Here is a 14,634-nt window from a genome sequence, read left to right as displayed (position 1 = left end):
GAGATTCGGTCAGGGTCCAGCCCAGGCCGATTATATCTCATCCAACTTTTTCAGTTCTTCAAACAGCTCATCATAATAGTTTCGTTCAAAGATGAGGACCGTCTCGACCCTATTACCCATGAAGAACAAGCTGATCCCATGTTGAAGAGAGATAATGGTTTCATCAAGGTCGATAAAGTCTGGATCGAGTTTTGTGAAGAGTTTCCTTGCTTTCCTCTCCTTCATAATGAGAAAAGAAATTCCTTTGTAGGTAACCTCAGCGGGAGCTGTGAATTCATAGGCGTTGATTGTTTCTTCATCTTCTTTGTAATACGCGAAAACTCCTGACTTTACGTAATGGTCAGCAGTGGGATGATCGGCATTACGAACGAACTCTTGAGGTGGTTCGTTCATGACTTTTCTAACTGCTTCTTTCTTCATGTTAAGTACTAGTGATCCTGCAGATAGATAAGGGATGATTTCCATAACTATGACTTCCTTTCGGCTATTCTCTAAAAGTTAAGCATAGCTACAGGGTTCATGTTCTGGTAATCTATGGTCAGAGCTTTTGACAGAGGACTTTGGTCTGATTATAATAGTATGTATAGCAACTATTTAGGGAGATCGCATATGAATTTAAGTTTTCAAGATTATATCAGTATCAAGCTGCATCAGACGGATTTGAAGCTTACGAGCTATGTAAAAGCACAGTTGCAGCCTTACAATCTTGCACCCGAGCAGAACTTGATCATGATGCTGCTTTGGGAAAAAGACGGGATGACGCAGAATCAGCTGGCTTATCATTTGAAAAAGGATAAGACGAATATTGCCCGGATGGCTTCGAACCTTGAAAAAAAGGGGTTCATCAAACGGAATTTCTGCACAGAAGACAGACGTTCTTTGGAACTTTATTTGACGAAAGAAGGACGGGAGTTGAAAGAGCAAGTCTTGCCTGTCGCTGAAGCTTTCAATGACGCTGTGACTGAAGGGATTTCAAAAGAAGAACTACAAGAACTGGACCGGCTCCTTACGAAAATGCAAAACAACATTGAAGGGTGAGGAGCCCTTTTTTTAACCGAATAGTAGATATAGCAACTAATTGAAAGGATGGTTGAAATGGCACACTTTCAAAGAGAAGTGAAAGATCATTGGTACGTCCAGTATCAAGAGATGGGATTTCCGGCGATTCAAAAAGGATGGGTCCTGCCCGCGGACAGGTGGCGCGACTTCGACCCGTTTATCCTGATGGCTGAGGATTGGTTCAAAAAAGGAACATTCCCAGATCACCCACACCGTGGATTTCAGACTGTCACCTATGTCGTCGATGGACGTTTGGAACACATTGATAATGCAGGCGGCCGTGATATTCTAGAGCCCGGTGACGTGCAATATATGAATGCCGGCTGGGCGGCAAGACACGCAGAAGACGGAGTGGAAGATGATGTCGCGCATACGTTGCAATTATGGTTGAACCTTCCGAAAGATAAGAAGAACTCCGAAACCGTCTATCAAAATGTTTATGGCGAAGACGCTCCTGTCGTTCCTTTTGATGGAGGGTCCGTGAAAGTGTTCTCTGGGAATGTTGGCGGTGTAGAAGGTCCACTGAACTCCATTGTTCCCATTACGCTCAGCGAAATCACCCTATCTGAAGGCGCAGCATTCACCCTTGACCTACCAGAGAACCACAATGCCTTTATGTACGTCCTTGCAGGTGATGTTGTGGCAGGGGAAAATGAAGTGGGCTTGAAAAAGCACGGCGTCGGTACCCTTTCTTTCAATGAAGAAGGAGAAGGAAAGAGCAATCTAAAGCTCGTCTCAAAAAAACGCCGGACGAAAGTGCTCGTCTATTCCGGCGCACCGATTCGGGAAGAAATTGTCCCGCACGGACCGTTTGTCATGAATACAATGGAAGAAATCAAACAAGCTTATGACGATTTCCGCAGAGGAAAATTCGGACCTCCTGCTGTATGATAAATAAAGACTCCTGTTTATTCAGGAGTCTTTATTTTTTGGGCGTATTGTTTATTTTCATACATACGCTTATCAGCCAGATTGAGATACAGATCCAAATTTAACTCTTCAATAAAAGTGTCCGTGGGAAGTTGAATCAAGCCATAGGAAATGGAGGCACCTTTTTCCATCTGTTTAATCGTTTCATTTAGGTCCTGGGGCTAATTTTTCTGCCCCATTTTCTCTGCATCCGGACAGGACAAGGACAAATTCATCGCCGCCGAACCGGAAAGCGCCCTCAAAATCTTCGTGAATGTTTGAAAGGCATCCGGCAAACTTTTTCAACACACGATCCCCTTCCTGATGACCGCGGCGATCATTGATCTCTTTAAAGTTATTAAAGTCTACAAGGACCAGGGTGACAGGGAAGTCTTCTTTCTGAGCTCTTACCAGTTCTTCTTTTACATAGGGATAAAAATACCTGCGGTTATACAACGAGGTTAGCGGATCTTTCATGCTTTGTTGTTTCAGCTTTTTGTTTTGCTCTCCTATGTACCCTTGAAAAAAAGAATTCTGCCTCTTATTCGTAATATCAAAAAAACGCTCAATTAATGGAGAGGGATCGATTTCTGAGTCCACATCTTTGAGAGCTTTCAATACGTTTTGGATGCTGCACATTCGGGTGCTGTGTGTCAGGTGGAGCATCAAATCTATGGTAAAATAATCGCGTTCAGCGAAAGCAACCCCTACGCTGACGCCTTCCTCGTAATCTTTCTCTATATACATGTCATACTCTTTTTCTGGTAGGAACAAGGCATTGCAGGATCTATGTAAGGTCTGAGTCAAGTGATTAGAGTACTCAGGATAATGTTCCACATAAGCCGTAAATTCATTGAAATGGCTCATATCCAGTAGATGACCTTCAACAGCCTTCGGGATGTTCGCGTGCAAAGCATGAGCGTATGTGTGGCTTAACATGGCCCAGGGGATGGAACTTTCCATTTTCTTCACCTGCCTGAAAGGGATTTTACTGCTAAGGTCTTCAGACTTAAGCACAAGTTCTATATAATGTTCTTTATAATAGAATAGATGAAATATTTGGAAAATGCTAGGTTTGATGTACAGAATGGTTCACAAAGGAGGAAATAGAATGGGGTTTCAAAAAGTAGAAGATTTCACAGCATTCACAAATTTATCGCGACGCTGTTACCCCGGAATGAAATTGAATACTCGAGAAGAGCAGGAAAGATACGCAGAACACCGGAGGAAAATGGCTCAGAAGAATGACATTCACACGCTCGGTCTTTATGAAAAAGAACAACTCGTAGGTGGATACATCGCTTATGACCACGTCATGAATGTATATGATGAGCAAGTACAAGCTGGTGGAATTGGAACCGTAGCGGTCGATCTTCCTTACAAAAAACAAGGACATGCGAAGCGGATCATTCAGCATTTTATCTCAGAAGCTAGAGATAAAGGGCAAATCATCGCCCATCTATACCCGTTTCAGCCGTCTTTTTATAAGCGGATGGGGTTTGGGGTGGGGCCACGGTTGTCGACCTATCACTTTCATCCCTCACAGCTTCCTTCCTACAGTGAAGTAGAGAAGGTCGAAGTTTTGAATATGGATCATCAGGATGAAGTACAGGCATGTTATGACACATGGGCAAAAGAAAATCATGGGGCAACGGCGATTCCTCCGTATGGATTTGCTTTCCTCGAGAAAGAAGAGCTTCACACATTTGGAGTGAGGGAACAAGGTAGGCTTACAGGATATGTGACGCTTGAATTCAAGGAAGGCGATCACTTTTTACAAAACGATGTCCTTGTCAAAAACTTTTTTTTACACGTCGACAAAAGCTTACCGCGCGCTTATTCACTATCTACATAATCAAAAAGACCAGGTGCGCTCCATGTATTTCCCGACATTTGATCAGGAATTTGCTTATTCATTGAATGACCCTGTTCATGTGGATGAGCAGCTCATCTTTTCCATCTACCATAAAGTCAGTGAAGAAGGCCGGGGGTTGATGTATCGCATCTTGGATATTCCTGCTTTTCTTGAAAAAATAGGTGAGGTCAGCTTCGGAACGGATACAGTCAAGATCGGCTGGAAAGTGAAGGATTCTTTTTTTGGATGAAACGTACGATGCGGTCTGGCAGTTTACGAACGGAAAACCGGAGGCTACTAATGGAGAGGCTGAGGTGACGATCGAGATGGATATCGGCCATTTTTCTTCTTTAATCATGGGCTGCGTATCGCTCGAAAGTCTGTTGAGAAGTGGAGCGGCTGTCAGCGATGGACGTACGGTTGCCCTTTTTCAGCATCCGGATCAGCCGAAAAGCTGGACATTTTTCTAACTGAAACCATACCTATATAACATGTGAAAAGTATGAGGAGAGGGATCGATGAGAAAGAAAAATGTAGTAGGAGCTGTGGAGTATTTAGGAAGGGGCCCTTTTGAAAAAGTGCTTAAGGCTATCCGAATACGGTATGAAAGTATAGGGGAGACAGCAGGAACCATTTACACGACCCCGCTTTCATATGAAGAGCTTGCTGCACTGGCTGACTTTATGGATGTGAGTGTGTACACTTTGGATTTACAACGGAAACTTTCTTTAAAGAATTTTGAAGAAAAATTGAAGGCAAAATACCCCGGGGTGAAGCTTCAACAGTTGCTGAGCATGTATTTTGGTAAGGAAACCGTTCCGCTTTCGGATCGTAAATAAGATTCCCCGAAGGTTGACGAGGAGTGGATATGGGTATATAATAAGGTTAATTATTCTTGTTCGGTTAGGAATGAAAGCTAAAGGAACTTGAAAGTGACTTTCGTCTTGAATGAATAGGCAGAGCAATTATAGTAATACAATGTGGATCTTCATCCACGCAGGAGGTAACAACATGTTACAAGGTACAGTTAAATGGTTCAACGCAGAAAAAGGTTTCGGATTTATTGAAGTAGAAGGTCAAGACGACGTATTCGTACACTTCTCTGCTATTCAAGGCGAAGGATTCAAAACTCTAGAAGAGAACGAACAAGTTTCTTTCGAAATCGTTGAAGGCGACCGTGGCCCACAAGCGGCTAACGTTCAAAAATAAGTAAGTTAAAAAGACTTCCGACTCGTTCGGAAGTCTTTTTTTATGGCAAAATACTGATAAATTTGTGAAAGCCACTGATAAAAGCGCAAAACCCACCGATAAATACGCCAAACCAACTGATAAATGGCGAGAACCCACCGATAAACGGACAAAAGTCACTGATAGAATAAGAAGTTGCTAATAAAAGGGCAAAAGCTACTAATATATTGCGCAAAATGATAATAAAACCTACACCCCCTATAGCCCCAACAAAAAAAGCCAGACTCCCATAAAGAGTCTGGCTTTTGACCATTTACACCCACGTATAATCTTTTCCCCAGCTTTCCTGAGCAAGCTGTCGTATGCCATCAACGATGGAATTTTCCACTGCATACGCATCCCCTTGTTCGTAAGGATTGTAGTGGAAAGCGTATAGACGAGAAACGAATTCGTGGAAAGGAAGGGAGCTTTCGCCTTCCATTTCGCCATTCCCGATGACGCTTGGTTCAATGTTCTGACCCCAGTTTTGGGAGCCATCATTATTCGGGTTATAGAAGTAGATTCTTTCTTCACCACTCGGGTCTTTCGCGATTCTCGTAATCGAAACAGCGTGGAGCCCGAGCAGCTTGCCGTGAACGTTAGTGATGAAAATGCCTACAGGGTTTGGATAGATCAACTCATAGTCATCATTGTATTCTGTATGATGTGTGGCATAGAAAAGTTTAACGAATCCATTGTAATCCAGCACATATCCGGTAATTGGATCGAACACGGAACTGAATCCTTTCTGGACCCAGTTTCCATAAAAAGCCGGGTTGACCCAGCGGTGGCCGTCTTCTCCTCGCAAAGCAACCCTCGTCATCATTTCACTGTAGATCTTATCCAAATGTGGGACAAGGACAAGGGAGACAGGATCGAGCTCTTTATCAAGGTCCGGAGCAAGTCCGCCTTTTAGCTCTTTGGAATGAATAGGTGTTCCTTCGAAAGTGAAATCAAGGTCGCCATCACGTGCCGCACGCGGGATGATTTCGAGTAAAAATCCTGGCGCGTGCTGTGCCCATAAGCTGATGCCGCGGGCGGCCTGGCAGGTCGGATTGAATCCTTGACCGACGCCGAGCGGTTGACCGAGCACTTGGATGGTGCCAGCGACAAGAATGCTGTTCGCTGTGACACCTTCGCCCGTATTCGTCGTTGAATAAAGAGCGTTCCGTACATCCGGGCGGATATCAAGCTCGACCAATCGTCTTAGACCTGGTGCGACAGGGGAGTGTGACAATACCCCACGCTCAAGTAACATCGAAAGGCCATAAATGGCTTGACGGGTGCCAGGGGAAAATGGAAGCCCGAATCAACTGGATGACGAGTTCACGATGCTCTTCAAGGTTTGCGCTGCCTTTGCTGTTCAAGTTCAGTGCATAGGCGAGAAGCGCAGGGTTTCTTTTGCTCAAAAAGCGAATCAACGTCGCGTGATGTGGAGCTACAAGTCCTGTTTCCCGCATGGACTGAGCGAGTGAGACACTTTCAGAAATAAGGTCCGTACGCGTGAGGGTTTTCAACTGGGACCGATACGCATGGACATCATTAAATTGAGCACTCAGTTTAGAAGGCCCCTCAATGGCTGCGATGAATTGTTTCAGTTCGTTCTTCCCTTGCTCATCCGAATCGTGGTCGAGCATTTCCTTCGCCATCTTGATCATGGATACAATTCGCTTCACCATAATCGGCCGTTGGGCAGTAAGACGTTTGATTTCATTGATAAGGGTTTGGATCAGTGCGTTTGATGAAAGGTGATTGGATAGGAATTGAAACAAATTCCCTGCTTTTTCATCATTCTCATGCTTCTCGATTCTGGAACTTTCACTGGCATCCGGGAAGAGAAGGTTAAGGTTCAGGACCATCACTTCATTCAAAAATTCCTCCGCCATTTCAGGCGAAACATTCGGGTTTGTCGCTTGTCCTTTTGCCAAGGCAAGCATGCGAAGTTCGCTGAGGACTTCGATGATCATAGGCAGCCCCTTCGCTTTCAAAGAACCTGCAACTAGAGGGGGCTGCAGTTTCTCTGCTGATTCCCATGGACCATCTTGAAACACCCCGGCTTCTTCCAATCGACCCGCATGTTGAAATAAATTTTCAAAGCCTTCCTCTGCTTCTATCAGGCGGTTCGCTTCTTGGTAGACATCTGTCTGGTACTTGGATTTGGCGAAGGATGGAGCTTTATCTAATTGATCTAAAGCATAGATGAAACGTTCGACAAGGGCACTCGTCGTTTGAGGCATAAAACCTCTCCTTTCTCTATTGCTTGCGCTTATACGTAGAAATTGTATTGCTCGTATGTCTTCAGCAAATCGGTCATTTCTTCACTGTCACGGCCATAGAAAAAGATGGTTCCATAATGGTTTCCGAATCCGACGCGTTCGGCAACTTTTCCTTGAGGAGGTGTGAACATATCATGCTTCTCAAAGTAAGGGTGATCCTCAAGCTCTTCAGGAATCTTCAAGTCTTCAACATAATCCACATTCGGATGTACCATTAGGCACCCGGCATAGCTTTGGTAATCGTAAGGGTCTGGGAAGAATTCGCGGATTTCTTCTTCTGTTGTATTCGGATCACTGCAAAGGATTTGAGCTTCGTATGCGCTGAATCCATAAGCGCGCTCAATCAATTCGAAAATGTGACCCCCTGGTACGCGGGCTGCTACTTCTCCAAAGTGAAGCGTTCCGTCCTGGGTAATGAAGTATTCGGGATGGATGACGCCGTACTCGATCTCAAAAGCATCGACCAGTTGTTGGACTGCGCGTTCAATCAGTGGCCTTTTTTCCTCTAAGCTCGGGGAGGCCGGAACAAAGTTGGAATAGCCAAGCTTCACATACTCCGTAATATTGAGGAAGCGCACCTTACCTTTATGGATGAACGCTTCACAGGAGAATTCTTGTCCGTCAAGGTGACTTTCCATCAATAATGGGAAGTCAACATCTTGAATTCGTTCAATATCCTCATTGTTATAAATCGCTAAGTGACCGACAGAACCAGCCTTGTCCAATGGTTTGACATGTATCGGATCAAGGTGATCACCTTCCAGCTTCAACAAAGCTTCATTGACGCGTTTCAAGAAACGCTGGACATCATCTTTGTCACGGGCTTCTTCAAATACGCCGACTTTAATACCGGATATTTGTGCTTTCCGTTTCATCATTCCTTTGTCACGAAGCAATAAAGAACGGTTGAATACACGAGGATCTTCACGGAAACGAGCGTTGAGAGCCCCCGCCCATTCCACACATTCTTCATATAAAGGAACAGCAAGCTCGACACCCATGTCCTTCAATTGTTTATACAAGTGATCAGAGCTTTCATTGAGCTTGTTAAAGTCCCATCCTACAAACGGAATCTCGTGCTTTTCTGCATATCCTTCGAATTCTGCAGGTCCGACAACGACGAATGGACGATTCATGCGAGCTGCAGCCTCAATGGCCTGCACACTCCAGCCGACTAGAGCCGTGTAATAGGGTTTTGTTTTAACCGTCTCATCTACAGTCGCATTCAATTCAAGTTGATCTAAATCCATTTCGAACCTCTCCTTTGTCAGTGAAATATAAGTATAGGAAACTTTGACACTGTTACTCTTAAAGTATCAGAATAGGCCAAAAACTGTAAGCTTTAACCGCCCATTCGACAAAACTAGTGTTTCTTCTACAATGTATTGGTCCATAAAGATGTCATGCGGAGAGTCGATTTCCCGGGAAATAAAACGAATGATAGTTTAGGAAGTTTAAAAGAAGGGATTTACGTAAAAAGGATAATACTGAAAAAAGGAAGGTGCCTATGAATAAACAAAAGACCTATCAGGATCGTTTGAAGAACCTGGACCCTCGTAAAGCAGTGGAGCGTGGGCGGGCCTATTTCTCTGAAAAGGAATATGGAGAAAAGCTTCGTACGTACAGCAGTCGAATCGGTACTAAAATCGTCTACTATAGCCTGCTTCTGTATTATGCTTTCAAAAGCCCTGATACACCAAAGAAAGCGAAGTTGACGATTGCCGGCGCATTAGGATATTTGATCTTACCTGTCGATGTCATTCCAGACTTCATTCCAGTGGTTGGTTTTACAGATGATAGTGCTGTTATCATTTATGCTGTCTATCAAGTGCTCTCTCATATTGATGAACAGGTGAAAGAACAGGCGAAAGCAAGGCTCTTAAAGATCTTTAACGGCCAAGTGGATGTTGAAGATTTAGAAGATCCTGTACAGAAAGAAGACTAAGCAAGGAGACCGTTCCCAGGTTTCCTTGCTTTTTTCATGTTCCACAATCATGTATAATAAGCGTGTTTTGTAAAAGGGAGAAGATAGAATGACAGCTACATTTCAACACTTGAAAACGGATGGAGCCTTTTTCAAGTATTTAAATAAAAAGAATCAATATAAGCAGCCTGTTCGAGAGTGTATGATGCGGACGATGGCGAAGCTCCAAGATACAAACACGACCGAGCACCGCCCAGGGATGCTGCTAGGAAAGATCCAATCAGGGAAGACACGTACCTTCATCGGTGTGATGGGTCTCGCGTATGATCATGGCTTTGATTTGGTCATCCTTTTGACTAAAGGGACGAATGCGCTGGTCAGACAGACGTATGCCCGTCTTCACGAAGAGTTTGAAGGGGCCATCGGGCAGGATGCTCTGCAGGTTTTTGATATTATGAACATGCCTGATAATCTACGAAAATACGAATTGTCTCAAAAGCTGGCCCTGATCGTAAAAAAGGAGACCCACAATCTCGATCGCCTGCAGCAGGCAGTGATGGGAAAATACCCATCTCTTCAAAATAAACGCGTGCTTTTCATTGATGACGAAGCTGACTTCGCAAGTGTTGCTTACGAATACAAGCGGGAGCAAAATGTGAAACATATGCGGGTGATTGCATCAAAAATCAATAAGCTTAGAAAAGCACTCGACCGCCCAGCATTTTTACAAGTAACCGCGACTCCTTATTCTCTTTATTTGCAGCCGGAAGAAATGAAGGTCCATGAAGGGAAAGTGTTCGAACCAATCCGCCCGGCGTTTACAGAACTTGTACCTGTACATGACCGTTATATTGGTGGGAGTGTCTATTTTGACAAAAGTGAGAAAGACGGTCACCTTGCTTCTTACCTTTATCATGAAGTCGAGGAAAAAGAGCTTGAGGTTATGAAAAAAATGGATGGTCGTCGTGTGAAGATGGATCGTTTGTTGAGTCAGAAAAATATTACGAACATTCGGAGGGCGGTTGTGAACTTCATTGTTGGAACGAGCATCCGTCGTTTTCAGCAACGGATGAAAGGCCGAAGAGAACAAAAGTATTCCTTTATCATCCACACCGAACGCGGGAAAAATGCACACGCCTGGCAGGCCGAATTGATCCAAGGTTTCGAAACGTTGCTCATTGAGGCCGCCCGATCGGAATCGGAAGAGTTTCAAAGGCTCGTCCGTGAGTCTTATGACGACCTTATCCGTTCAGTGAACACACTGAAAAAGACACCGGCTCCTACTTTTGACGATGTTTATGAAGAGGTCCGTCATTCTTTGGATGAAGAATATTTGGTAAGCAGTGTCGTCAATTCGGAAAAAGATGTGACCGAACTCCTCGATCACAAAGGCGAGCTGAAGCTTAGAGCTCCGATGAACATTTTTATCGGCGGGCAAATCCTCGACCGTGGAGTGACGATTCACAACCTGATCGGCTTTTTCTATGGAAGGAACCCGAAATCTTTTCAACAGGATACAGTTTTGCAGCACTCCCGGATGTATGGAGCGAGACCTGCTGCAGACCTTGCCGTCACTCGTTTTTACACGACACAAAAGATCTACGCTGTTATGAAACGAATTCATGAGTTTGACCGGGAACTGAGGAACGCTTTTGAACGTGGCGGGCACCATAAAGGTGTTGTTTTTATTCAAAGAGACCTAAACGACACCATTATGCCATGCAATCCTAACAAGATATTGTTATCAAGCCTTACGATGATTAAACCACACAAGCGAATGCTGCCAGTCGGTTTCCAAACGGGGTATAAAACGCATATCGAAAAAACGATACGCAGGATCGATCAGCTAGTCAAAAAAACTGTGAATCATGCCCGTGCGACCAAAGATGGTGCCTATCTTATTCCAGTAACGAGTGCTAAGGAAATACTCCGTCTCGTTCATGACACGCTGGAAATGGAAACAGGCTATGATTTTCATCTCGATGAATATGAAGGGGTTCTGGATTACTTGAGTTCGGAAGCGCAGGAAGATGCCTTTGTCTGGCTACTTACAAAAACGAACAGGCAGATTCGTCGCTTCAAACAGGATGGAAAGTTCGAAAATTCCCCTGATACCCCAGGTAAAGGAACAGGGGAACTGAAGGTGGCAAGAAAAGTCGCTCAACAATATCCGGCTTTGATCATGCTTCGTCAGGAAGGGAAAAAAGAACATGGTTGGCGTGGGGCGCCATTCTGGTGGCCGGTCCTCGTTGCTCAGGCCGAGACAACTCCAACTGTGTACGCGAATAAGACGATCCATGACTAGGGAAGAAGTCTGACCAATGGGACGATTGGTACAGGCTTTTTTCTATTCCATTCATACGGGTTGTTGTATAATAGGAAAATATATAGATGTCGAAAAAAGGATGGAGGTGGAAGCAATGGAAGTGGTTGGTGAATACAACGAATGGTTGGTGCTTTTGTCAGTAGTCGTATCTATCTTGTCTTCTTATACAGCTTTACAAATTGTTAACCGAATGGCCTCCGTTCAGCGTACGAGGTATAAATGGCTGATACTAGGAAGTCTGACTTTCGGTGGTGGCATTTGGTCGATGCATTTTATTGCCATGCTTGCTTATGACATGGGCATGCCTGTTGTATATGACGTTGCTCTGGTTGTTTTAAGCATATTAGCTGCTGTTGCTTCCAGCTTCACCGCCTTTTTTATTATTAGTAAAGGGTTGGATAAGAAGGTCTGGCGGTTTACGGGAGCGCTGTTGATTGCTTTGAGCATCGTGTCCATGCATTACATTGGGATGGATGCCATGAAGATGAATGCTTGGATCGAGTACAATCCATGGCTGGTGGCTGCATCCGGAGCTATAGCGTTAGCTGTTTCTTTTGTAGGGTTACGACTCTTTTCCTTGTATGCACACAAAGAGAAGGGCGATAACAAAAGGGACCACATAAAAGGGTGGGGAAGTTCTACTTTCATGGGGATGGCTATCTGTGGCATGCACTATACGGGGATGGAATCGGCTACCTTTTATATGGAATCAAACCAATCGCCGATAAGTGGTCCTGTTGTTGACCCGACAATGCTCGCCTGGTTGATCGCTGGTGGAGTTCTCTTAACCATCGGATTTCTAATTGCGTTGATCAAATTTGATACAGAGATGGAAACGACAAACACACGTCTTGAAGTGGCGAACGAGATGTATCGTTCTATTTTGGAATCCGCCAACGATGCCGTTGTAACTTCAGATGAAAATGGGATTGTTCTTGCCTGGAACAAATCAGCTGAGCAAACGTTTGGCTATAAGGCTGATGAAATGATTGGTGAGCTTTTAACAAAAGTGATGCCCGCACATTTTAGAGGGGCGCATCAACAAGCCATTGAGAGGTATACTCAAACCAAAAACGCTCGTGTGATCGGAAAAACCGTGGAACTTGAGGGTTTAAATAAAGATGGATCGACCTTTCCAATGGAGCTTTCATTATCAACAGTGGAAGATGAAGAAAGCACGTATTTCACAGGCATCATCCGGGATATTACTGAGCGTTTCGAAAATGAAAAACGGATCCGTGAATTGGTGTACAAAGATGACCTGACCCATTTACCTAACCGGCGAGCTCTTTATGAACAATTGGCTGGGTATATTCAGGACGTCCAAGAAAACCTGGCTGTCATGTTTTTGGATTTTGACCGGTTTAAGCAGGTCAATGACGTGTATGGCCACCGGATGGGGGACTTGTTGCTAAATGAAGGGGCTGTACGGGTGAAATCCCTCCTGACCCAAAGAGATCTCCTGGCCAGGCAGAGTGGGGACGAGTTTATCATTGTTCTCCCCGACACAGGTGCGGAAGGGGCAAAAGAAGTGGCGGAGTTGATCATAGAGGAAATTGCCACTCCCTTTACAATAGAAGATAGAGACCTTTATATTTCAGGTTCGATAGGTATCAGTCTCTATCCAGAGGATGGCACCACTCCCGATCTTCTTTATCAAGCGCGCAGATACATCGATGTATCAGGCAAAACAAATGGGCGGAGGACAGTATTGTTTTTATACGGAAGAAATGGATCAGCACATCACTCGGAAACTCCAACTGGAAAACGGGCTGAGGAAAGCCGTTGAAAAAGAAGGTATTGATGTGTATTACCAACCGCAAGTAGACGTTTATTCCGGGAAAATTATTGGCTTCGAAGCCCTGGCTCGCTGGAGCCACCCGGAGCTTGGTTTCATAGGCCCGGACGAATTCATCCCTCTGGCAGAAGAGACGAAGTTAATCGTCCCTCTTGGAGAGCGAATCTTGTTCGAAGCTTGTCACCAATATCGCCAATGGATGGATGAAGGGCATGACCTGGAAAGAATCAGTGTCAATTTATCAGCGATCCAGTTCATGGACCCAACGATTGTATCTACGGTTGAACGTGTAGTTAAAGAAACGGAGATCCGACCTGAACATTTGGAGATTGAACTTACTGAAAGTATTGTACAGGATTCCGTACAGGCACTGCCCGTTATGAACCGTATGAAAAACATGGGGATTCAACTCGCCTTGGATGATTTCGGAACAGGGTTTTCATCACTCAGTTACTTGAAAGACTTTCCGTTAGATACGTTGAAAGTGGATCGGTCATTTATTCAGACCATTCATGAGAATGAAAAGGACCGGGCTGTTGTGGACACTGTCATTCAATTAGCAGAGCGTCTCGGGTTAAGTGTCATCGCAGAAGGGGTCGAAACAGAAGTCCAGCTGGAGTATCTCCGCAGCCGTGGGTGTGCAGAATATCAAGGCTATGTATTCAGCAAGCCGTTAAACAAAACAGAAGCAAGTGCTCTTTTAACTCGTTCGATGGCTATGTAGTAAACACATAGGTGTGTTAAAAAGAATATGGCAGGATTATTGAAGGCTCAGTTTCGAGATGTGTCCGGGGTTCGTTGCAGGGTTGAGTGTCAGGGGTGGCTGGGCAGCTACTCGCTTTCCTGTGGGGGAGCGCCGAGCTTCCTCGGACTGCGTCCTGCGGGATCTCGCCTATCTTCTTCTCCCACGGGAGTCTAGCAGCTTCCCAACCACCCCTTTCGATGTATGAGTAAAACGAACCCCTTTGCTCAAAGAGACTGCCTTCCACACTTCCATTAAGCTTGAAAGCTTCTTATTCCAGAAGTGGTTTCGGGACACTTATAAAAATAAGGGGCGGAGGGAAACGGTGAGACTCCTATGGGACGTGTGGGACAGGTGAGACCCCGGAAGGCGTAGCCTGAGGAGGCTCACCGCCCGCCCCATGGAAAGCGAACTGTTTCCCGTAGCCCCGAAACTCACGCAAACATCTCGGAACTGAGTCTTCAAGTAAAGGGAGCGTTTGTGTAAGTTTTAGGATAGAAAAAAAGACCCAGGGCATG

General features: G+C 44.8%; 17 protein-coding genes. 11 read left to right on the top strand and 6 right to left on the bottom strand.

Translation table 11 applies throughout. The annotated features are described in order from the left end of the window. Positions 1-30 precede the first annotated feature (30 nt). Positions 31-465, bottom strand: a complete 435-nt coding sequence (locus LC065_RS01435) for a hypothetical protein (protein ID WP_226593902.1) — start codon at positions 463-465, stop codon at positions 31-33. 144 nt (positions 466-609) lie between these two features. Between LC065_RS01435 and LC065_RS01430 the strand changes: the two genes are divergently transcribed. Further along, positions 610-1,038: a MarR family winged helix-turn-helix transcriptional regulator gene (locus LC065_RS01430; protein ID WP_226593904.1), complete on the top strand. Its 429-nt coding sequence runs from the start codon at positions 610-612 to the stop codon at positions 1,036-1,038. Positions 1,039-1,086: 48 nt separating this feature from the next. After that, on the top strand, positions 1,087-1,950 hold the full coding sequence (locus tag LC065_RS01425; RefSeq protein ID WP_371933382.1) for a pirin family protein: 864 nt from the start codon (positions 1,087-1,089) through the stop codon (positions 1,948-1,950). A 183-nt stretch (positions 1,951-2,133) separates the two neighbouring features. Here the strand turns inward: LC065_RS01425 and LC065_RS01420 are convergent, their stop codons facing one another. Further along, on the bottom strand, positions 2,134-2,931 hold the full coding sequence (locus LC065_RS01420; RefSeq protein WP_306163697.1) for a GGDEF domain-containing protein: 798 nt from the start codon (positions 2,929-2,931) through the stop codon (positions 2,134-2,136). Between the two features lie 148 nt (positions 2,932-3,079). Between LC065_RS01420 and LC065_RS01415 the strand changes: the two genes are divergently transcribed. The 5 genes from LC065_RS01415 (at position 3,080) to LC065_RS01395 (ending at position 5,032) form a co-directional block, all read left to right on the top strand. Then, positions 3,080-3,823: a GNAT family N-acetyltransferase gene (locus LC065_RS01415; RefSeq protein ID WP_306163696.1), complete on the top strand. Its 744-nt coding sequence runs from the start codon at positions 3,080-3,082 to the stop codon at positions 3,821-3,823. Between the two features lie 22 nt (positions 3,824-3,845). Then, a complete protein-coding gene (locus tag LC065_RS01410; RefSeq protein ID WP_306163695.1) occupies positions 3,846-4,073 on the top strand; it encodes a hypothetical protein in 228 nt (75 codons plus the stop codon). Next, the gene (locus LC065_RS01405; RefSeq protein ID WP_306163694.1) at positions 4,066-4,293 is read left to right on the top strand and encodes a sterol carrier protein domain-containing protein; all 228 of its coding nucleotides are present in this window, start codon (positions 4,066-4,068) and stop codon (positions 4,291-4,293) included. Before LC065_RS01410 ends, LC065_RS01405 begins: the two co-directional genes overlap by 8 nt. A 48-nt stretch (positions 4,294-4,341) precedes the next feature. Next, positions 4,342-4,662, top strand: a complete 321-nt coding sequence (locus LC065_RS01400) for a hypothetical protein (RefSeq protein ID WP_226593911.1) — start codon at positions 4,342-4,344, stop codon at positions 4,660-4,662. A 172-nt stretch (positions 4,663-4,834) separates the two neighbouring features. Then, positions 4,835-5,032, top strand: coding sequence for a cold-shock protein (locus LC065_RS01395; protein ID WP_089651440.1), 198 nt, complete (start codon positions 4,835-4,837; stop codon positions 5,030-5,032). A 40-nt stretch (positions 5,033-5,072) separates the two neighbouring features. On the opposite strand, the gene LC065_RS01390 is transcribed toward LC065_RS01395, so the two are convergent. Genes LC065_RS01390 through LC065_RS01375 form a run of 4 tightly spaced genes read right to left on the bottom strand, consistent with a single transcriptional unit; the run spans position 5,073 to position 8,576 of the window. After that, the gene (locus LC065_RS01390) at positions 5,073-5,324 is read right to left on the bottom strand and encodes a hypothetical protein (RefSeq protein WP_226593913.1); all 252 of its coding nucleotides are present in this window, start codon (positions 5,322-5,324) and stop codon (positions 5,073-5,075) included. After that, positions 5,325-6,287 carry a hypothetical protein gene (locus LC065_RS01385; RefSeq protein WP_306163693.1) on the bottom strand — a complete coding sequence of 321 codons (963 nt, stop codon included), beginning with the start codon at positions 6,285-6,287 and terminating at the stop codon, positions 5,325-5,327. It abuts the gene before it with no gap. 10 nt (positions 6,288-6,297) lie between these two features. After that, a complete protein-coding gene (locus LC065_RS01380) occupies positions 6,298-7,287 on the bottom strand; it encodes a hypothetical protein (RefSeq protein WP_306163692.1) in 990 nt (329 codons plus the stop codon). 29 nt (positions 7,288-7,316) lie between these two features. After that, a complete protein-coding gene (locus LC065_RS01375; RefSeq protein ID WP_226593917.1) occupies positions 7,317-8,576 on the bottom strand; it encodes an ATP-grasp domain-containing protein in 1,260 nt (419 codons plus the stop codon). Between the two features lie 257 nt (positions 8,577-8,833). Between LC065_RS01375 and LC065_RS01370 the strand changes: the two genes are divergently transcribed. The 4 genes from LC065_RS01370 (at position 8,834) to LC065_RS01355 (ending at position 14,098) form a co-directional block, all read left to right on the top strand. Continuing rightward, positions 8,834-9,271, top strand: a complete 438-nt coding sequence (locus tag LC065_RS01370; protein ID WP_226593919.1) for a YkvA family protein — start codon at positions 8,834-8,836, stop codon at positions 9,269-9,271. Positions 9,272-9,359: 88 nt separating this feature from the next. Beyond that, positions 9,360-11,555, top strand: a complete 2,196-nt coding sequence (locus LC065_RS01365) for a Z1 domain-containing protein (protein ID WP_226593922.1) — start codon at positions 9,360-9,362, stop codon at positions 11,553-11,555. A 115-nt stretch (positions 11,556-11,670) separates the two neighbouring features. Then, the gene (locus LC065_RS01360) at positions 11,671-13,365 is read left to right on the top strand and encodes an MHYT domain-containing protein (protein ID WP_306163691.1); all 1,695 of its coding nucleotides are present in this window, start codon (positions 11,671-11,673) and stop codon (positions 13,363-13,365) included. Beyond that, entirely contained in the window at positions 13,253-14,098 is an 846-nt protein-coding gene (locus LC065_RS01355) for a putative bifunctional diguanylate cyclase/phosphodiesterase (protein WP_306163690.1), read from the top strand. Before LC065_RS01360 ends, LC065_RS01355 begins: the two co-directional genes overlap by 113 nt. Positions 14,099-14,634 lie beyond the last annotated feature (536 nt).

The sequence above is a fragment of the Halobacillus litoralis genome (assembly GCF_020524085.2).
GTDB lineage: Bacteria > Bacillota > Bacilli > Bacillales > Halobacillaceae > Halobacillus > Halobacillus litoralis_E.
The sequence above is the reverse complement of the archived record's forward strand: the minus strand, read 5'-3'. Positions and strand labels throughout refer to the sequence as shown.